Below are 21,575 nucleotides of genomic sequence, written 5' to 3' on the forward strand. Positions count from 1 at the left end.
CCCGGTTGGTCGTCGCTCATCGGTGGCTGGTGACGTCACCGATGAGCGACGCGGCCAAGTCCTCTGCTTGAGTGCGGATCTCGGGTACGGCGGTGGTCTCCCAGAGCTCGCCGCGGCGCAGCGAGCCGAGAGTCCAGATCGGACCCGGGTGGCCGTCCGCGTCGAGGACGTGCCCGTCGTCGGTGACCAGGCCCAGGCCGAGCGCATCGGTGGTCGCGATCCCGGCGTCGAGAACCGAGTCCAGGACGGGATTACCGAGTTCTCGCACGTCCGACTGCGGACCGGTGCAGTTCACGATCCATGCATAGGTGCGTTCGTCGTCGCCGGTCGTGACGGTGAGACCACCGGGGACCGCGTCGACGCGGTTGATCCGTCCAGAGCGCACGACGAGGCGTCCCGATCGCCGGGCCTCGTCGACGAGTTTGCCGCTCGACGGGGGCATCCGGTGCCGACGCACAAGCCAGTCGCCGGCAAGTTCGCGGACGAAGGTGCCGCGGTCCGCCTCGTCGAGCCGGGCCCACAGTTCGGCAACGCGGTAGCGCACACCGTCGACGCCGGGCCGCCAGTTCCCCAGCAGGCGTTCGATTCTCGCGACATGGGTGGCGACCGCGGCACGGATCTCGTCGAGGCTGTCACCCCAGGTCGAGGTGTCGGGGACGACTTCGCCGAGGTAGGTGTCGGCATGCCGCCGGGGGAGTCGGCCGCCGCGTGAGATGGCCTCGACGCAACGGTTGCCGCCCGACTTGAGCAGGCTGATCGCCACGTCGACCATCGTGAGGCCGGTGCCGACCACGAGGACGTCACCGTCGTCGGTCACCACTGGTTCGAGGGCGTCGGGCAGCCACGGGTTGGCGACGTACCGGGGTTGATCGCTCAGGTCGCAGGGTGCCCAGCCGTCCCCGACACCCGGGAGTCCGGTCGCGAGCACCAGCCGGTCGCCGTCGACGACGGTTCCGTCCGAGGTAGTCACCCGAACTCCCTGACCGACGGCGGTGACCCCGACCGCGCTTTCCCGGACGTGCCGGACACTCAGCCGGCCGCCGGCGCGCTCGCACGCCTCCGCCAACCGGGTCCGCAGATAGCGCGCCCACTGTGCGCGCGGTGCGAAGAAGTAGTGCGCTTCGTCGCCGGAGACGAGCCCCTCGGCACGGCACCAGTCCACGAAGTCGAACCGCTCATCCGGGTCCACCGACATCCCTGAGGCCGGGACGTTCAGCAGGTGGGCGGGATCCTTGGTGCCGAACGCGGGACCCGCGACCTGGCCGGTCGGGTCCACGACGACGACCTCGAGTGCTTCGGCCCGGTCACCCGCAGCGACCAGGCGAGCCAGGTGGAACACGACCAGGGAACCGGCGGCGCCCGCGCCGACCACGATCACGCGCATCAGCCGACCCCGGCGCCGACGGCGCGGGACAAGACGGATCCGCTGCGTGGACGGGGACGCTTTTCGAGCACCGGTACTTCTTACAGCAGGCCGGCCGATCCGTCCTGAGGAGGAGCGGTCGCCAGGGTCGGCGATCACGCGGCGTACGTCGGTGACCCTGCCGACAATACGGACAGCGGATTAGGTAGCCTAACCTAACTATGCACGCCCTTAGGCCGGTAGTCGCCCCATGACCAGGATCGATCCGGCGACCTCCGCGACGATTCCGGCCACGGCCGAGAACTCCGACGAGAGTGTCGTCGCCCTGTGGCGGAACACGGCGACACAATGTGGCGACGCGGTCGCCGTCCGGACCCCCGAGGCCTCCATCAGCTACCGCGACGCGGTGAACCGCACCGATGATCGCGGACGCGCCATCGCCGCCGCGATGACCGAGCCGGGACGACCGGTCGCCGTCGACGTCGAGTCCGACATCGACTCCGTTCTCGCGATCTTCGCGGTGCTCACCTCGGGACACCCGGTGATCCTGGTCGACCCCTTTCTGCCCGACGACCGCCGAGACCACATCCTCGAACTCTCCGGAGCTCAGCGGATGTCCCCGGCCGACATCGCTGCGCTTCCGTCGTCGGACACTCCGCTCGCGGTGCCCGCGCCCGACGCCCCGGCCGTACTGATCTTCACCTCCGGTTCCACCGGTAAGCCCAAGGGCGTGACGCTTCCTCATCGTTGGGCCCTCGGGATGGCGCTCGACGGCATGACCTTCATGCGCTTCGAAGACGAGGACAAGGCGACGGCGCTGTTACCGCTGAGCTTCGGTGCGGGCGTCGACTGTCTGCTGATGTCGTTGCTCAACGGGTCGACGCTGCTGCTCTGGGACGTCCGCCGACGTACCACCGAGGGGCTCTGCGACTGGCTGCGCCAGGAACGGGCGACGACGGTCCACTGCACGCCGTCGCTCCTGAGGTCCTGGCTCGCCGACCTCGGTCCCGGCGATGTGATCGAGAGCGTGCGTCTGGTGTCGACCTGTGGCGAACCGGTCCACTCCGGCGACGTCGAGCGCGTCCGCGCGACCATTTCACCGGCCGGGGTGTTCTGCAGCTGGTCGGGGTCGTCGGAGACGGCCAATCTCGCGTTCAACCTCTTCCCGCCGGATCGGCCCGTTCCCCCTGGTGCGGTCCCGGTCGGCACGCCCGCGTCGAAGAAGTCCGTCCGCATCGTCGACGAGGCGGGCCACGATGTCCGGACCGGGTCGACCGGTGAGGTCGTCGTCGAATCGGAGTACATCGCGTCGGGCTACTTCAACAATCCCGCGCTGACCGCAGCCAAGTTCGAGAACCTGCCCGACGGGCGCCGCCGCTACCGGACGGGCGATCTCGGTCGGTTCGACGGCGAGGGCCGGCTGCATCTGCTCGGGCGACGCGACGACGCGGTCAAGATTCGCGGCTACCTCGTCGAACCCATCGAGGTGGAGGCAGCTCTACGAGCTCTGCCGTGGACCGTCGACGCGGTGGTCACCGCCGACCGGGACACCGCACAGCTCATCGCGCACGTCGCCGTCGCCCCGGACAAGTGGACGCCGTCGCCGGCCGAGATCCGGACCGCGCTCGCGAAGACGCTGGCACCGTGGATGATCCCGCGTGACGTGGTGGTTCTGACCTCGCTGCCCCGGAACGAGCGCGGCAAGGTCGACCGCGCCGCCCTTCCGCCCGCACCGCCGCGGACACCCGAACCCGTTCGCGGACCGACCGAGTCGACCCTCATGCACATCTGGTGCGACATCCTCGGACTCGAGACCGTCGGGCGCAACGAGGATTTCGTCTCGCTGGGCGGTGACTCGCTCGCCGCCGCGAAGATGCTCGCCGAACTTCGCGACCGCTGGCTCGTCGACATCTCGACCGCGGACTTCGCCGGCACCCCGACCATCGCCGGCCTGTCCGAACTCCTCGACGCCGCTCATCGGGACCGCGCCCGCTCGGTCACCGGTGCCACGATCATCCGGCTCCGCGAGGGGACCGGCACCCCCGTCTTCGTGATGTCCGGCGCGGGAACACCTGCGGCCAGCCTGCTGCCACTGGCCCGTGAGATCGATGGGGATGCACCGGTTTACGGCCTGCAGGCCCATGGACTCGAGAAGCGCGGTCGGGCGGACCGGACGATCCGTGCCGCCGCACGACGCGCGGTGAAGGACATCGAGTCGATTCAGGCCGACGGCCCGTACCGCCTCGTCGGGTACTCACTCGGCGGCTTCGTCATGCTCGAGGCCGCGACGATCCTCGACGGCCGCGACGAGCGCTGCGAATCGGTGATCATCCTCGACTCCCGGTTCGAGCCCGAGCTGGTCGAGCGCATCGGTGGCCGCATGACCGATGACACGGGCGCCGACGATCCCGCGAGACTGCCCGACCGCACCGGCACTGACGATGCAGAACGTGCGTCGAACTCGCAGTCGCTCCAGATCCGGTGGACACGCCTGGTGATGCGCGCCCTGGTCGTGACCGCCGGCTGGTGGAACCTCCCGACGACCCTGCAGTGGAACGTCTTCTGGGATCTCGGTCGTCAGCAGATCCGGCGCCACCGGCCGACGCCGTACCGGGGTGACATCACCTTGATCCGCGCCGCTGAGAACCCCGACCATCCCGACACCTGGGCGCGGATGGTGACCGGTCGCATGCGCACCGTCACGGTCGCCGCCGACCATCACGCGATGATGCGTGCTCCGCACGTGACCGCCACGGCCGCCGCGGTGTCGGCCGCTCTCTATCTCACCGACAACGAAGGAACCCCGTCATGACCGTGGTCGCCGTCATCCCCACCTTCGAGCCGACGCGAGAACTCGTCGATTCCGTGGCGAATGTTCTCCGGCAGGTGGATTCGGTGATCGTCGTCGACGACGGATCGCCGTCGCTGACGACCGACCCGCGGGGAGCCGTGCGGACCGTCCTCGACGACTGCGCGGCGGCCGGTGCGACTGTGCTCGAGTCGGGATCGAACCAGGGCATCGCACACGCTCTCAACCAGGGTGTCCGTGAGGCGCTTTCGCGAGATGCCGACGCCGTCCTCACCCTCGACCAGGACACCTCACTCGAACCGGACTACGTCCGACGGGCCGTCGATCACCTTGAACTGGCCAAGTCGCTCGGACTGTCGGACGTGATGGCATCGCCGGCCTACATCAACGACGACGTGGCCCCGTTCTGGTTTGCCGTCGAGGGGCTGACCCTGGCTTTCGAGCCCTTGCAGTCGGGCCTTCTCGTCACGCGTAGCCTCTTCGAGAAGATCGGTCTGTTCGACGAGTCGCTGTTCATCGACTGCGTGGAAACCGAGTTCTACCTGCGCGCCCGCGCAGCCGGCGGCCACGCACTCATCGTGCCGGGCAACCGGATTCGGCACCGACTGGGACGGGCCGCAACATGGACCCCGCCGCGGCCGCTTCGATGGTTGCTCCGTGGCCGGGGCGCGGGCGCCGCCGTCGAGTTCACCGAGGATGCGCCGTTCCGGCACTACTACATCGCCCGCAACCGAGCGGTTCTGTACCGCCGCTACTCGCGGACCGAACCCCTCTGGAGTGCCGCGTCGGTCGCGAAGGACGTCATCGCCCGGGGGCGCGCGATGCTCATCGGCACCGACCGACCCGCACGTGTCTACCTGACCTGTGCGGGCCTCCGCGCAGCCGCCGCCGGCGAGACCGGCCGCATACCCGACCGGACGTTGGGCCGCGCCCACGGTCTGACGGGAGGCGATCGAGAGAATGAAGTGGAGAAACCGCGGGTGACCGAACGCTGCGAGGACGTCGAACGTCCGCTTCCCGAGTTGGTGTCGGTCGTGATCTCGGCACTCGACTGCGTCGACGTCATCGACATCCAGCTCGAGGCACTGGCGGCCCAGACCTATGAACGCCCCTTCGAGGTCATCATCGCGGACAACGGATCCACCGACGGATTACGGGAACACGTCGAACACCACTCATTGCGGGAGCGCCTCCGGATGCGCTGGGTTGACGCCTCCGCGGTGCGAGGGATCTCGTACGCCCGGAACGCCGGCGTGGCCTCGGCCGACGGTGACTTCATCGCGCTGTGCGACGCCGACGACCGCGTGTATCCGGAGTGGCTCACCGAATTGACCGCGGTCGCAACGCGTCATTCGGCGGTGGGCGGCGGGCTCGAGACCCATTCGCTCAACTCGCCGGAGGTCCAGAGTTGGCGCCAGATGCTGCCGGCCGATGAACCGTACGCCCTGCAGGGATTCCTGCAGGTGCATCCGACCTGCAATGTCGGGGTCTGGCGGGACGTGTACGAGCGGGTGGGCGGCTTCGATGTCGACTATGTGAACGCCGCAGAGGACTCCGATTTCCTGATCCGGGTCCAGTTGTCCGGGGGGACACTCGGTCTCGCTCCCAAGGCGCTCGTCGCCTACCGTCTGCGGGATACGCTCGCGGGCCTATGGCGACAGTCGGTGACGTGCGGGATGGGCACGGTCCAGCTGTATTCCGACTATCGCCACTACGGGATGCCGCGCTGGCCGTGGTACGTGACCCTCGACATGTTCCTCTTCATTTTGATCCGGAATCCGTTGCTACCCACGGTGATCACCCGAGTGCCGACCGGCAGGTGGCTGTTCACGGCCGGCAACTTCCTCGGCCGGATCAAGGGCAGCATCAAGTACCGCTGCTACTACGGCTGATCATCGTCCCGCCGCCCGCCGGTAGCCGGCGAGCGTCGGCCGCGTGAAGAACAGCAGCAGCGCGGCCGACCAGGCGACGGTGAGCAGGAGCGGTTCGGCGATCGGTCCACCGGCGGCCAACCCGCGGATCGCGTTGACCGCGCAGCTGAGCGGCTGATACTCGACGATCGGCTGCAGCCACCCCGGATACGACTCGGCGGGAACGAAACCCGTGTTGAAGAACATCGCGAGGTTGGTGCCGATGGCCACCCATTCGACGATGTGCGAGTCCCGGCTGAGCAGGGCGAGGGCGGTCACCATGATCGAGAAGGACAGCCCGAAGACGAGGGTGATCCCGAGGATCGCGAGATAGCCGACAACGCCTGACTCGATCCGGAAGCCGATGATGGTGCCGACCGCGAGGACAGCGCTGACCGTGACGACGACGCGGACCGCCTCGGCCAGCAGGCGTCCGACCATCGCCGACGCGCGGTGGACGGGCAGAACCCACATCTTGGTCAGCAGCCCCGAGGTGCGTTCCCTGCGGAGCCCGAGACCGCTGATCGACGCACCGGACATCGCACCGACCAGCGCCACCATCGGGACCATGCCGAAGACGCTCGACGTCCCGGAGTGGGCGCTGACCGATCGGTCCAGTACCAGCCAGAACATCAGGACCATGATCGCCGGGAACAGCAGGGACTGCAGGAGCGTCACCGGATCGGTCGCCCACTTCACCAGGATCCGTTCGGCCTGGATCGTCGAGCCGCGGACCAACGCGCGCGTGGTGGACTCGGCGGTCCATTCCTGGCGCGGCGGGAACCCCAGAACGTCCGGGGAATAGGCGGCAGTTCGGCTCACGGGTACACGAGTCATGGGTACAGCCGCCGGTGGGTCTGGGTGTGATGGGCGAGGAAGACGAAGACCACGGCCAGCGCGCCGAGCCAGATCAGCGCCGGCAGGGCGGTCGACATCATCGGGTTCCCGTCGGCGAGTTCCCGCATGGTGGCGGCGAAGTGGGAGATCGGCTGGTTCCGGGCGAACGGTTGCGCCCACTCGGGGAATCCCGACTCCGGCACGAAGCCGGTCGACAGCAGGCCGAGTACCAGTTGCGGAAGCAGGAGCAACTGGGAGGTGGCCTCCGGATCCCGGGCGATCAGGCCGAGCGAATCCGCGCCGATCGCCAGTACCACCGCGACCGCGAGCGCGAATCCGACGAAGGCAAGAGTGTCGAGTATCCCGCCGTCGAACGAGAAGCCCAGCAGCGCACCGAAGACCAGTGCTGCCGTGATCGAGACCACCGAACGGATCAAGGAGACGGTCATCCTCGAGGCAAGCGGCACCAGGGCCCGCACCGGCATCGACGCGAGTCGCCGGTTCATCCCGCGGAGCTTGTCGAGGGTTGCGCGCTGGGCGGCGGCCATCGCGGTGAAGGCGACGGCCTGCAGCACGATGATCGGCGTCAGGAACTGTGCGTAGTCGATGCCCCGGTCGGCCATCACCAGACGGAGCGGTAGGTAGAAGCCGAGCGCGAAGACCAGCGGCATGACCACCGCGACCGCGAACTCGCCCTCGGCCCACGCCGACCGGACGCCGCGGTCGGTCATCGTCGACCACTGCCGGAGAAAGGGCCATCTCCGTGAGACGACGGACGGGTCGCGGTCGGCGGGCCAGTCGATCCGGGAGAAGGCGTGCGTCTCCCGGTCCGCGGGGTGAGTGGTCGTCATCGCGGTGCATCCTCGGTGGTGCCGCTCGGCGAGCCGGTGAGGGTGAGGAACACGTCGTCGAGAGAGGGGTTGCGCAAGCCGACGTCGGTGAGCCGGATCTCCGCGTCCTTGGCGATGGCGATGACTGCACCCATGGTCTCGACACCGTCGGTGGTGGGGAGGGTGATCGTCGTCTCATCGGCGACCGTCTGCCTCGGGTCGACGCCGAGTCGGGTGCGCAGCAGCCCACACATCTCGTCGGACCGCGACGGATCGTCGAGGACCACCTCGCAGTAGGCGCCGCCGACCTTCCGCTTGAGCTGCTCGGCGGTGCCCTCGGCGACCACTCGGCCCTTGTCGAGCACGATGATGTTGTCGCTGAGGCGATCGGCCTCCTCGAGGTACTGCGTCGTGAGGAGCGTCGTGATGCCGTCGGCCTTGAGGGCTTCGACCAGCGCCCACACCGCCTGGCGGCTGCGCGGGTCGAGTCCGGTGGTGGGTTCGTCGAGGAACACGACCTCGGGCCGGATCACCAGTCCGCAGGCGATGTCGAGGCGTCGTCGCATGCCGCCGGAGTACGAGAACACCGGTCGCTTGCCGAACTCGGCGAGATCGAACTGCTCGAGCAGGTGGTCGGCGCGCTCGCGGGCGGCACCGCGTCGTAGGCCTTGCATCCGGCCGAAGAAGATGAGGTTGTCCCGGCCGCCCAGCGTCTCGTCGAGCGCTGCGTACTGGCCGGTCATCGAGATGGCCTCGCGGACCCCGCCGGGGTTCCGGACGACGTCCTGGCCGGCGACCGTGGCCGAGCCGGAGTCGGGGGTGATCAGGGTGCAGAGGATGTCGACGAGTGTGGTCTTACCTGCGCCGTTGGGTCCGAGGATGCCCAGGACGCTGCCGCGCGGCACCTCGAAGGAGATTCCGCGGACCGCGTGGACGTCACCGAAGGATTTGGTGACGGCGTCCACCCGCACGGCAGGTTCGGTCATCACATCTCCTGAATCGTCGGGCGTCGGCGTACGGCAGGTCCGGCGGGTCTCGTTGGCAGCACCAGGCCGTGTTAAGGTTAGCCTGTGCTAAATCCCGACGGGCAACCCACATGTTCTCGTGGGCCGCATGCCGTGAACTCGGGAGGTTCACCACCGGCGGTCCGCATGTGACGCCGACGAACCACGGCCGTCGAGCCGTCTCACCAAGGCGATTCTAAACGCCCGACCACCCCACCCCAGCCCGGTCATCCTCGCGGTACCGGGTCTTCTTCGGCATGCCCTGACCCACCCGGAAGCGACTAGAAGTGACCACCAACGATGTCCACGAGCGGCACGACGCAGCATCGACGAGCACGTCGGCCCTCGGTGAGCGCCTGGTCCCGTTGTCGGCTGCGCAGCGCAGCATGTGGTTCGCCCAGCAGCTCGTCCCGCAGACCCCGTTCTCGATCGCGCAGTACATCGAGGTGCTCGGCGATCTCGACACCGAACTGCTGACCGACGTCGGCCGGCAGGTGGCCCGCGAGTTCGGCACCGCGATGGTCCGGCTCGTCCCCGCCGACGATCCGACCGAGGCCCCGCTGCAGTACCTCGACGAGGAACTGCGCGATGAGATGATGCACCTGGACTTCCGGGACCACGACGATCCCGAGGCCGCCGCCAGGGTGTGGATGGACGAGGAATTCCGCCGTCCGCTCGACCTCTTCGCCGACCGCCTCATGGAATCGGCGACGCTGCGCATCGATGACCGCCGGTACTTCTGGTACAACCGCGTGCATCACATGCTGCTCGACGGCTACGGTGCATCGGCCTTCGCCGAACGAGCGGCTGCCGTGTACACCGCACGCGCACAGGGCCTTCCGGTCCCACCCCCGAAGTCCGGCTCCCTCGAGGACTTTCATGCCGACGACGAGGCCTACCGGTCGTCGACCCGCTTCGGGCGCGACCGCGACCACTGGGCGCAGCGCCTGAACGACCTGCCCGATCCGGTCCGGCTCGCCGACCCCGTCATCGGTGGGGGAGCCGAATCCCGCACGGTCGGAGGCGAACTCGACCCCGGCCTGATCGCGAACGTCGAACGCTGGTGCGACGACAACTCGGTCACCGTGGCGGCGTTGGCGAGTGCGGCGCTCGCGGTCTACGTCGCCCGGGTGGCCGGTACCGACGACGTGGTACTCAGCCTGCCCGTCTCGGCCCGGACCAACGCGATGCTCCGGCGTTCGGGCGGCATGGTGTCCAACGTCGTGCCCATCCGCAGCGGTATCACCCCCGGCATGGAGATCGGCGACCTCATCGCCGGCATCACCACCGAACTCAGCGGGGCCCTGCGCCACCAGCGTTATCGCTTCGAGGACATGCGCCGCGACCTGGCCGCGCGGTCGGCAGCCGGTTCTTCGGTGGGACGCGGCTTCTTCGGTCCGGCCGTCAACGTGATGATGTTCCGCAGCGAGATGATCCTCGGCGATTGCATCGGTTACAGCCACATCCTCAGCACGGGTCCCACCGAGGACCTCGCGGTGACCATCTACACCGGGGCCGGGTCCGGGGACCTCCGCATCGACCTCGAGGCCAACGCCGCCGCCTATCCCGAACCCGAACTCGTCGCCCACCGCCGCCGCTATCTCCGTGTCCTCGCGGACATCGTCGCCACCGGACCGGACACCCGGGTCGCCGAACTCTACGTCCTCGACGAGGACGAACAGACGCTTCTGGTGCCGGCACGCGGGCCCGTCGCGTCGGAGCCCGTGCTCTTCGCCGACCTCGTGACCCGCACGGCGGCAGCACATCCGCACGCCGACGCCATCGTCGACGGGGCACGCACGCTGCGCTACGACGAACTCGTCCTCCGGGCACACCGGTTGGCACGGATCCTCATCGACCGCGGCGTGGGACCCGGCGTCACCGTCGCACTGCTGTTACCGCGCGGGAGATACTCCGTCGCAACGCAACTCGCGGTTCTTCTCGCCGGCGGCGCCTACGTGCCGATCGACCCGGCGCTGCCCGACGACCGGCTGAGCTACCTCCTCGACGACAGCGCCGTCGATCTCGGCATCGTCGGCCCCGGTGGTCGCGCTCGGCTCGACGGGTTGAACAGCCTGTGCGAGTGGATCGGCTTCGACGACGACCTGGTCGTCGCCGCGTACCGGGACGCCTCAGCACACCCCATCGCCGACGCGGACCGGCTCCGCCCGTTGCACGTCGACGACCCGGCCTACGTCATCTACACCTCCGGCTCGACCGGCGCCCCCAAGGGCGTCGTCGTCAGCCATCGCGGTCTGGCCTCCTTCGCCGACGAGCAAATTCGCCGCTACGGCGTCCGATCGGGCTCGCGCACCATCCACTTCGCATCACCGAGTTTCGACGCCGCAGTGCTGGAAACCCTCCTTGCCCTCGCGTCGGGTGCCACGATGGTGATCGTCCCGCCGCACATCTATGGCGGCGGAGAACTGGCTGCGCTACTTCGCGAACAACGCATCACCCACGCCTTCCTCACCCCCGCCGCGCTGGCCACCCTGCCCGCCGACGCGCACGGTCCCGGCGGACTCGACGATCTGGACACCGTCATCGTCGGCGGCGAGGCCTGCCCGCCCGATCTCGTCGCCCGCTGGGGAACCGGTCGCCGACGCATGTTCAACGCGTACGGGCCCACCGAGGCCACGGTCATGGCGACCCTCGCCGGCCCTCTCGATCCCACCGAGCCGGTCACCATCGGCGGGCCCATCACCGGGACGACCGCGATCGTCCTCGACCACCGCCTGCAACCGGTACCGGCCGGCGCGACGGGGGAGCTCTACCTCGGCGGTGCGGGCGTCGCGCTCGGCTACCACCGGCGGCAAGCCCTCACCGCGTCCCGATTCGTGGCGGATCCGTGGGGCCCGGCAGGCGCACGGATGTACCGAACCGGCGACCTGGTCCGCTGGCGCCGAACCGGCGGAGGCGAGGGTGCTGCTTTCCGGCTCGACTACCTCGGTCGAGCAGATCGGCAGGTGAAGATCCGCGGATTCCGCATCGAACTCGGCGAGATCGACGCCGCGATCGGAGCCGTCCCCGGCGTCGACCTCGCGGTCACCGAACCGCAGACGATGCAGGTCGTCGGCGGAAGCCCCTCTGCCGGAAACACTTTCCTCGTCGGTTACTACACGGGAACAGCCGACATCGAGGCCATTCGCGAGCAGTTGCGGGCGGTCCTCCCCGGACACATGGTGCCGACCGCGCTCCTGCGTCTCGACCGGATCCCCACCACCACCTCGGGAAAGCTCGACCGTGCGGCCCTGCCGGTGCCCACGATCCGGGCGGCGCCCTACACCGAGCCGCGGACCGACACCGAACGTGCCGTCGCCGGTGCCTTCGCCGCGTGCACCGGCGCCGCGCAGGTCGGCCGGGACGACGACTTCTTCGCCCTCGGCGGCGACTCCCTGTCCGCCACCAGGATGGTGTCGACACTATCGGGACAACTCGACACCGACATCCCGGTCCGCTGGGTCTTCGAGTCACCGACGGTCGCCGACCTCGCCGCGCGGCTCGCGGACCCGGCGACCCGTCGAATCCCCGAACTCCGGGCCGGACACGCTGCCTCAGACGGAGCGGTGCCGCTGTCACCCGCCCAGCGCCGGATGTGGGCCGTCAATCAGCTCGACACGGTCTCACCGGTTTTCAACATCCCGCTGGCTCTTCGCCTGCGCGGGACCCTCGACCGGCAGGCGCTGCACGACGCACTCCTCGACGTCCTCGAACGCCACGAAACCCTGCGCACCGTCTACCCCGACGGTCCACACGGCCCGGTCCAGCAGGTCGAGCGGGCAACCGCAGTGGACCTGTCCACCCTGACCGAACCGGAGGTCACCGAACATCTCGAGGCCAGGCTGGCCGAGCTGGCGACCACCGGTTTCGACGTCGCACAGCGGGTACCGGTGATGATCCGGCTGCTGGCCGTCGGCACTGACGACCACGTCCTCGTGGCCGTCGTGCACCACATCGCCGCGGACGGCTCGTCGACAGCACCGCTGGCCCGGGACCTCGTCGTCGCCTATGAGGCGCGCCGGGGTGGAACCGCACCCGAGTGGACGCCGCTGCCGGTGACCTATCGGGACTACACGCTGTGGCATCTCGACGTGATGGGCGAGGAGTCCGACCCGTCGTCGGTCGCCGCCGTCCAACTCGACTACTGGCAGCGGCATCTGAGTGGCCTACCCGACCTCCTCGCACTACCGACCGACCGCCCGCGACCGGCGCACCCCCGGATGCGCGGCGGTGAGCTACACACCGAGATCGACGCCCAACTGGTCGACCGGATGCGCACGGTCGCACGGAACACCGGGACGACGCCGTTCATGGTCGCCCACAGCGTCCTCGCGGTCCTGCTGTCGCGGCTCAGCGGAACCGACGACATCGCCATCGGCACCCCGGTCGCCGGCCGCCACCACCGGGATCTGGCCGACCTGGTCGGCATGTTCGTCGGCACCGTCGTGCTGCGGACCCGCCTGGACCCCGATTCGACTTTCGCCGAACTGCTTTCGCAGGTGCGGACCGTCGACCTCGACGCGTTCGAGCACGCCGACGTGCCGTTCGACCGTCTAGTCGACGCCGTCCGTCCACGACGCTCCGCAGCCCATCACCCGCTCTTCCAGGTCGGATTCTCCTACCAGAACCTCGCGCCGGCACGGCTCACCCTCGACGGGGTCGACGCCGAGATCCTGGAACCGTCGCTGGGAGTGGCGAAGTCCGATCTGCACCTGACCGTGGTGGAGCAGGGCGGGTTGGCTCACCGCGGCGACGCGCAGGGCCGGACGCCGATGCGCGTGCAGTGGGACTACGACCGGGACCTGTTCGACCACAGCACCGTCGAACGGTGGCACCGGCTGTGGGTCGAGCTCCTGACTGCTGCCCTCGACGCCGTGGACATCCCGGTCGGCGACCTCGCCGCAGGCGCCGCCTCCGGGATGCTGACCGGACCGGTGAGCGGCCGCGACGACGCCACCCTGATCGGACTACTGGAACGCGGTGTCGCACGAAACCCGCAGGCCGTCGCCCTCCACGACGACGCCACCGGGTCATCGCAGACCTATGCGGAACTGTCGGCACGCGTGAACTCACTGGCCCGCATCCTGATCGATGCCGGGGTCGGTCCGGAGGTGCGGGTGACGGTCGCGATCCCACGATCGGCGACCCTTGTCGAGTCCGTTCTCGCCGTTCTGGTCGCGGGTGGCGCCTACGTTCCCGTCGACCCGGACGCACCGGCTCGTCGGACCCGCTTGGTCCTCGAATCCTGCGTGCCCGCGGTCGTGATGACCGCCGGGCCGCCGACATTCCCGATTCCGGAGTCCGCCACCGTCATCGACGTGACGGCAGCTCCGCCGGCCGACACCTCACCGGTCACCGACGGTGAACGGATCGCGCCGCTGCGACCGGCGAACACGGCCTACGTCATCTACACCTCCGGCTCGACCGGCACGCCGAAGGGCGTCGCGGTCTCGCATCGGGCGATCGCGGCCCAACTGCGATGGAAGTCAGAGGCGTTCCCACTCGGTCCCGACGACACCACCGTCCTCAAGACGGCCCTGACCTTCGACCTGTCGGTGTGGGAACTGTTCTGGCCCCTCGTCAACGGTGCTCGCCTGGTCATCGCGACCGCACACGGTCACCTCGATCCCCGCTACATCGCCGATCTCTTTGGCCGTACCGCGGTCACCGCGGCACACTTCGTGCCGTCCCTGCTCGACGCGCACCTCGACGCGATCGCCGACACGGGCGGAACCGCGCATCCCGTGGGTCGGCTGCTGTGCATCGGTGAGGCGCTGGCACCGTCGACGGCCGAGCGTGCCGCCGCTGTGCTCGGCGCGCGGGTCCTCAATCTCTACGGACCCACCGAGGCCGCGGTCGGCATCACCCACCACGAGTGGACGCCAACCCCCGTTGCGTGCGACACCGCGCCGGCACCAACGGTGGCCATCGGTGTGCCGGTTGACGATTCAGGCGCGGTCGTCCTCGACAAGCGCCTGCACCGGACGCCGCTGGGCGTCGTCGGCGAACTGTACCTGCGCGGTGTCCAGCTGGCGACCGCCTACGAGCGGCGCCCCGACTTGACCGCGGACCGCTTCGTCGCCGACCCGGCAGGTACCGGCGAGCGGATGTACCGGACCGGCGACCTCGCGCGGATCCGTCCCGACGGCGTGCTCGAGTTCCACGGCCGCAACGACTTCCAGGTCAAGATCCGCGGCCTGCGTATCGAACTGGGAGAGATCGAGTCGGCGCTCGCCGCCGATCGCCGGATCGCCGCGGCCGCGGTGGCCGCCCACCACGGCGACACTCTCACCGCCTACCTCGTTCCCGCACCGGGCCACCAGGACGTGCTCGACCCGGCCTTGGTTCTCGCCGACCTGCGCAACCGGATCCCCGCCTACATGGTCCCGGTCTCCGCGATCGTCCTCGACGAACTGCCACGCGGCATCCACGGCAAGGTCGACCGCACTGCGCTGCCCGAACCGCCGCGCGTCGAGCGCGAGCACCTCGCGCCGCGGACCGCCACCGAACGTATCCTCGTCGGCATCCTCGACGACCTTCTGCCCGCCGACGCGAATCGCGTGATCGGCGCGACCGACGACTACTTCGACCTCGGGGGCAATTCGCTGATCGCGGCGCGACTCTCGGGTCGGATCGCTGATGTCCTCGGCATCGACCTGCCCGTTCGCGCCGTCTTCGACTTCCCCGTGGTCGCCGACCTCGCGCAGGCCGTCGACTCGGCCGCGTGCTCCGAACGGCCCCGACTGGCCGTCCAGCCGCGTCCCGCGGTCCTGCCGTTGTCGCGGGCGCAGCGCCGGATGTGGCTGCTCGACCAGATCACGCCCGGGACCGCGCTCTACAACCTGCCCTTCGCCGTTCAGGTCGACGGTCCGCTCGACGGCGATGCGCTCCGGACCGCCGTGACCGGAGTCGTCGACCGGCACGAGGTCCTCCGCACGATCTACCCCGCCGAGGCCGGGATACCCCGTCAGCACGTCTTGACCACCGAGGAGGCCCGGCAGACCGCGGAGATCGACCTCAACGGCGTGAATGCCGAGGTGATCAGCGGCGTCGAGGAGCACATCGCCGAGGTGGCCAATCGCGGCTTCGACCTGGCCGGTCGAATCCCGTTCCGTGTCGCGGTGTTCCGCACCGGACCCGCGTCGCACGTCATCGTGATCGTCGTCCACCACATCGCCGCCGACGGATGGTCGATGGGTCCGCTCGTCGCCGACCTGCTCGACGGCTATCTCGCAGCCGCCGCGGGGATCCTGCCGACCCGCGCACCGTTGCCGGCTCAGTACGCGGACTTCACGATCTGGCAGTCGACGCTTCTCGGCGAGACCGGGGAGGGGGACGCCCATCCGAGCATCACCCGCCAGCGCGACCATTGGCGGCAGACGCTCACGGACCTGCCCGGACCTCTCCCGCTGCCCGTCGACCGCAATCGACCCGCGCAACCGGCTCATCACGGCGACACCGTCGAGTTCGGTATCGACCCCGCTCTGGCGAAGGAACTCGCGGTGGTGGCACAGACCCGGCGCGCCACCGTGTTCCACATCATCCACACCGCCCTCGCCGTTCTGCTCGCGCGACTCTCGGGTACCTCGGACATCGTCGTGGGAACTCCCGTGTCGGGGCGTGGCAGCGAACTGCTCGACGACCTGGTCGGCATGTTCGTCGAGACCGTGGTACTCCGCACCCGGATCGACGAGGACCGCACCGTCGAGGCCCTGATCGACACGGTTCGTGCGGGTGACATTGCCGCACTGGAAAATTCGGAGATCCCGTTCGACGAACTCGCGGCCGAGTACGAATCCGACCGCTGCGGTGCGCATCACCCGATCTTCCAGGTGATGCTCGCCTTCGGAGACCCGGTCCCCGGACCGATCGACGGCGGCGAACTCACCGCGACCCCGCTGTCGATCGACGTGCCGACGGCCCGCTTCGACCTCCATCTGACCGTCGACATGCCGGTCACCGACGGTCTGGACGCGCCGGTGCGTGCGCGCTGGACCTATGTCACCGATCTGTTCGACCGCGACACCGTCGCCGGGTTCGCCGACGACCTGCTGCACATCCTGGAACAGCTCGTCACGCGACCACACTCGCGCGTGCACGATCTGACGCTCCTCGACGCTTCACGACTCGACCGGGCCATCGAACAGTGGGGAAGCGGCGGACCGTCGCCCGTCGACCCCGCTGTGCGCACGCTTCCTGATGCACTGGCCGGGGACGCCGCCGGCCAGGTCATCGACGCCGAGCAGACGATCTCGGCCGCCGAGTTCGCGCATCGCGTGGCTCGCACCGCCCGCGCGCTGATCGACGCCGGAGTCGGTCCGGAGCAGACGGTCGCAGTCGCCGTGCCGCGGTCGATCGACATGCTGGTCGCGATCCACGCCGTCGTCGCTGCCGGTGGCGCCTATGTACCCATCGACCCCGCGGCTCCCGCACCGCGTATCGCCGCAATGCTCGCGACCACCGATCCGGTCCGGATCTTCGCCGCCCCGGACGTCGCGCAACGTTTGCCGGCCGCGTTCGCCGATCGGCTCCTCGATCCGACGGACCTGCATCTCGACCGCCGTGACACCCCGATCACCGATGCGGACCGGCTCAGCCCTCTCCGTACCGGACATCCGGCCTACGTCCTGTTCACCTCGGGCTCGACGGGTGTCCCGAAAGCGGTCAGCGTTCCGCACGAGGCCATCGTCAACCGACTCGCGTGGATGCAGCAGCAGTACCCGATCGACGGCCGCGACGTCGTCCTGCAGAAGACACCGATCACCTTCGACGTCTCGGTGTGGGAACTGTTCTGGCCGTTGGCCTGCGGCGCCGATCTCGTCCTCGCCGACCCAGATGCCCACCGCGACCCCGCAGCCCTCGCCGCGGTGATCGCCGAGCACGGGGTGACGGTGATCCACTTCGTGCCGACGATGCTCGATGCCTTCCTGGCCACTGCGCCGGTGGAGGCCGTGCTGAGTTCACTACGGCTGGTCTTCACCAGCGGTGAGGCGCTGTCGGTTCCGACGGCTCAAGCAGTCCGCGCGCGAACGACCGCCGCGCTGCACAACCTGTACGGACCCACCGAGGCCGCCGTCGACGTGACGGCCGTCGAGGTGGTCGACAACGCCGCCGGCACCCCGATCCCGATCGGCCGCCCGATGGCCGGGAACACCGTTCACGTCCTCGATCACCGGCTGCGGCCCGTGCCCGCCGGGGTGACGGCGAGTTGTACCTCGGCGGGGTGCAGCTCGCGCGCGGCTATCACGCCCGGCCGGATCTCACCGCGGCCCGATTCGTCGCCGCCCCGTGGGGCGACGGCGAACGCCTCTACCGCACCGGCGATCTGGTGCGCCGGCGTCGTACCGCCGACGACTCGGCGGCTGTCCTGGATTACCTCGGTCGCAGCGACTTCCAGGTGAAGATCCGTGGTCAGCGCGTCGAACTCGGCGAGATCGAGGCCGTCGCATCGGCGCATCCCGCGGTCCGGGCAGCGGTCGTCGTGACCCACGACGACCCGCGCGTCGGCACTCGGCTCGTCGCGCACTTGGTGGTGGAGGACGACGCGTCGGCCACCTCCGCCGAGCTTCGCGCTCACCTCGCCACGCACCTGCCCGAACACATGGTGCCGACCCACATCCTGGTGTCCGACGCACTGCCGACGACGACGAGTGGCAAGGTCGATCGCCGCGCCCTGCCGGCACCAGAGGCGCCGGTCGCGGCGCTCGGCGGTGAGACCGAAGCCCGGACACCGGCCGAAGACGTTGTGCTCACCCTCATTCGCGACATCCTCGGCGACCATGTCGGCGTCGGCGACGACTTCTTCGCCGCGGGTGGCAACTCCCTGGTCGCAACGCGGGTCGTTGCCGGCATCGCCGAGAAACTCGGCGTCCGGGTTCCGGTACGCGCGGTGTTCGACGGCCGGACCGCGGCCGCCATCGCCGCCACCGCGGACGCCACCCAGAACGCCGCGGCGCCGGTGACCGCGATCGAACGTCCCGATGTTCTGCCGCTGGCACCTGCACAGCTGCAGATGTGGCTGCACAACCGGATCGACCCGACGTCGTCGGAGTACCTCATCGTCGCGCCGGTCCGGCTCCCGCTGACCCTCGACCGGAATGCGTTGCGTGCGGGCGTCGGTGATGTGATCGAGCGTCACGAGATCTTGCGGACCGTCTACCCCGAGAGCTCTGACGGCCCGCGGCAGACGATCCTCGCGCCCGGCGATTACGACCTCGACAAGGCGGTCGCCATTCTCGAAACCCCGGTGGCCGAGTGTCTTTCGCCCGAGACGGACGCGGTCCGCGTCGCCCTGTCCGCGGCCGTCGACCTCACCGCAGATCTGCCCCTGAAGATCGTTGTCCGGGAACTGGAGCACGAGACGGTCGTCGTGCTCGCCATCCACCACGTCGCGGCCGACGGCTGGTCGCTGCGCGTCCTCGCCCGTGACCTGGAAGAGGCGTTCACCGCACGCCTCAGCGGTGGAGCCCCCGCGTGGACGCCGCTGCCCATCCAGTACGCCGACCATGTCGTCCGCCGGGCGGCCCGGCTCGGCTCCGCCGACGACCCGGCCTCGCAGCTGGCAGCGCATCTCGCTCACTGGAAGTCGATGCTCGAGGACGCGCCTGCGCTGTCGGCACCGGAAGCCGACGCCGACGGCAGCGCACCCGAGGTCCATCACCTGACGCTCGGAGCCGACGAGGCCGACCGAATCCGCACCCTCGCAGATCGTTCCGGCAGTACCGTCTTCGGAGTTCTGCACGCGGCACTCGCCCTCACCCTCAGCCGGTCCGGCCCAGGTCGCGACATCGTCATCGGCACGCCGGCCTCCGGTCGATCCGACGCGGACGTCGCAGACCTGGTCGGCATGTTCGTGACGATGGTCCCGCTGCGACTGGACGTCGACCCGCATACCGGTTTCGACGCGCTGGTCGCGCGGTCGCGTGACGTCGTGGTCGATGCGATCGATCACGGCGAACTCGATGTCGAGGAGATCATCGAGCACCTCGGTTTGTCACGCAGCGGGTCTCGCCACCCGCTGATCCAGGCGACCCTGACCGTCGACGGCGACCATCCTGCTGCCGCGCGCGACAGCGCCCTGTCGTCGGCACGTGCGGTACGCCTCGACATCCCGGTCGCCCGGTTCGACCTGGAGTTCACCGCGACCCCGACCGCGGACGACGGCCTCGACCTCGCGCTGATCCATCGGCCGGACGTCTACCGGAACTCGACCGCCGCGGACCTCCTCACCCGACTCGGTCGCGCGATCACAGCCGTCACGACGACGCCGGCAACACCTCTGCGCGACCTGGATCTTCTCGATGATCGCGAGCGGACCATGGTGGCCGCGGTGTCGGGCCCCGAGGCCCCGGCACCGGTCTTCTTCGCCGAAGCGATCGGCCATCCGGACTACCGCCTGGTCGGATATGACGAGGCAGGTGAGTGGCGGCACTTCGACGCCGACGAGGTCGCACGACGTGCCCACCAGCTGGGCCGAGCCCTCATCCTTCGCGGTGCCGGTCCGGAAACCGTTGTCGCGCTGACCCTCCCGCGGTCCTACTGGTCGGTTGTCGCGGTGCGCGCGGTCGCCGTGGCGGGAGCCGCGTTCGTCCCCGTCGACCCGGCCTATCCGGCGGACCGGATCTCGTTCATGCTCGCCGATTCCGGCGCGTCGATCATCGTCACCACGGCGAGCTCCGGCGAACAGATGGCCCGGCGGGGTGCCGAGCTCCTGATTCTCGACGACCATCGCACGGTCGCCGAACTCGCCGCGCTTCCATCCCATCCGATCGCCGACGCCGAACTGCGGGCACCGCGCCACCTCGATCAGCTGGCCTACCTGATCTACACGTCGGGCTCCACCGGACGACCCAAGGCCGTGGCGGTCTCGCACCGCGGTGTCGCGTCGTTCGTCACCGAACAGCGCTGCTACGGCGTCGACCGGGACAGCCGCGTCCTGCACTTCGCGTCACCGAGCTTCGACGCCGCCGTGCTCGAGTTGCTGATGGCGACCGACGCGGGTGCCACGACCATCGTCGCGCCCCCCGACATCTACGGAGCCGACGACCTCGCCGACCTGCTTCGCCGCGAACGCATCACCCATGCCTTCCTCACCCCGGGCGTGCTCGACACCATCGACCCCGACGATCTCCCGCACCTGCGGACCGTCGTCGTCGGCGGTGACGCATGCTCGTCGGCGACCGCGCAGCGCTGGATCGCCCATGGCGTGCAGTTCTTCAACGCCTACGGCCCCACCGAGTCGACCATCATGGGAACCCTCGCCGGCCCGATGACCGAGGCCGACACCGACCCGATGTCGGTCGGGCGCGGCATCACCGGCACCCGCATCGCGGTCCTCGACACGACGCTGGCGCCCTGCGCACCTGGCGTGGCCGGCGAACTCTATCTGGCCGGAACGGGATTGGCACGCGGGTATCACGGTCGTGCGGCGCTGACCGCGGCGACCTTCGTCGCCGACCCCGACGGTCCGCCCGGATCGCGGCGCTACCGCACCGGCGACTTCGTGCAGGTCGCGGTCGGGTGCCGAATCCGACGGTCCTGCACTGGTTCACCGAGGACGTATCGACCAGCAACTCAAGATCCGTGGGCATCGCATCGAGACCGGCGAGATCGAGGCGCTCCTTCGCACCCATCCGCAGGTCCGGGCGGCTGTCGTCTCCCCACAGTCGGGACCGGACGGCAACGCCACCCTGGTCGCGCACATCGTCCCGGCAATCGACGCTGTCGACCCGCGCGTTCTGCTCGACCATCTACGAGAAACGCTGCCCGGCCACGCGATCCCCGCGGCGATCGTCGAACTCGACGCGATCCCACTGACCCCTG

The 21,575-nt window shown here is 69.4% G+C and carries 7 protein-coding genes and 2 pseudogenes; 5 read left to right on the forward strand and 4 right to left on the reverse strand.

Annotated features, from left to right (window positions below):
- Positions 1-16: 16 nt before the first annotated feature.
- Positions 17-1,384: an FAD/NAD(P)-binding protein gene (locus tag PWF70_RS00470; protein WP_286352804.1), complete on the reverse strand. Its 1,368-nt coding sequence runs from the start codon at positions 1,382-1,384 to the stop codon at positions 17-19.
- 229 nt (positions 1,385-1,613) lie between these two features.
- On the opposite strand from PWF70_RS00470, the gene PWF70_RS00475 reads away from it, so the two are divergent.
- Together PWF70_RS00475 and PWF70_RS00480 are read left to right on the forward strand one after the other, a co-directional pair.
- A complete protein-coding gene (locus tag PWF70_RS00475; protein ID WP_035755436.1) occupies positions 1,614-4,175 on the forward strand; it encodes an alpha/beta fold hydrolase in 2,562 nt (853 codons plus the stop codon).
- Positions 4,172-6,064, forward strand: a complete 1,893-nt coding sequence (locus PWF70_RS00480) for a glycosyltransferase family 2 protein (protein WP_006360573.1) — start codon at positions 4,172-4,174, stop codon at positions 6,062-6,064. The genes PWF70_RS00475 and PWF70_RS00480 overlap by 4 nt, the downstream gene beginning before the upstream one ends.
- Here PWF70_RS00480 and PWF70_RS00485 read toward each other — a convergent pair whose 3' ends face one another.
- The 3 genes from PWF70_RS00485 to PWF70_RS00495 are packed head-to-tail and all read right to left on the reverse strand — an operon-like array spanning position 6,065 to position 8,735.
- Entirely contained in the window at positions 6,065-6,919 is an 855-nt protein-coding gene (locus tag PWF70_RS00485) for an ABC transporter permease (RefSeq protein ID WP_042377894.1), read from the reverse strand. It abuts the gene before it with no gap.
- The gene (locus PWF70_RS00490; protein WP_035755435.1) at positions 6,916-7,770 is read right to left on the reverse strand and encodes an ABC transporter permease; all 855 of its coding nucleotides are present in this window, start codon (positions 7,768-7,770) and stop codon (positions 6,916-6,918) included. The genes PWF70_RS00485 and PWF70_RS00490 overlap by 4 nt, the downstream gene beginning before the upstream one ends.
- Positions 7,767-8,735 (reverse strand): daunorubicin resistance protein DrrA family ABC transporter ATP-binding protein, encoded by a 969-nt coding sequence (locus PWF70_RS00495; RefSeq protein ID WP_006360570.1) that lies wholly within the window; start codon positions 8,733-8,735, stop codon positions 7,767-7,769. The genes PWF70_RS00490 and PWF70_RS00495 overlap by 4 nt, the downstream gene beginning before the upstream one ends.
- A gap of 305 nt (positions 8,736-9,040) precedes the next feature.
- Between PWF70_RS00495 and PWF70_RS00500 the strand changes: the two genes are divergently transcribed.
- From PWF70_RS00500 to PWF70_RS00505, 3 genes and pseudogenes are all read left to right on the forward strand, one after another.
- On the forward strand, positions 9,041-18,154 hold the full coding sequence (locus PWF70_RS00500; RefSeq protein WP_331271841.1) for a non-ribosomal peptide synthetase: 9,114 nt from the start codon (positions 9,041-9,043) through the stop codon (positions 18,152-18,154).
- An 80-nt stretch (positions 18,155-18,234) separates the two neighbouring features.
- Positions 18,235-21,204, forward strand: a pseudogene (locus tag PWF70_RS24080) (AMP-binding protein); the annotation flags it as partial.
- Between the two features lie 157 nt (positions 21,205-21,361).
- A pseudogene (locus tag PWF70_RS00505) lies at positions 21,362-21,523 on the forward strand (hypothetical protein); the annotation flags it as partial.
- Between the last annotated feature and the right edge of the window lie 52 nt (positions 21,524-21,575).

Origin of the sequence: Gordonia sp. Swx-4 (assembly GCF_030316175.1) — a bacterium.
GTDB lineage: Bacteria > Actinomycetota > Actinomycetes > Mycobacteriales > Mycobacteriaceae > Gordonia > Gordonia alkanivorans.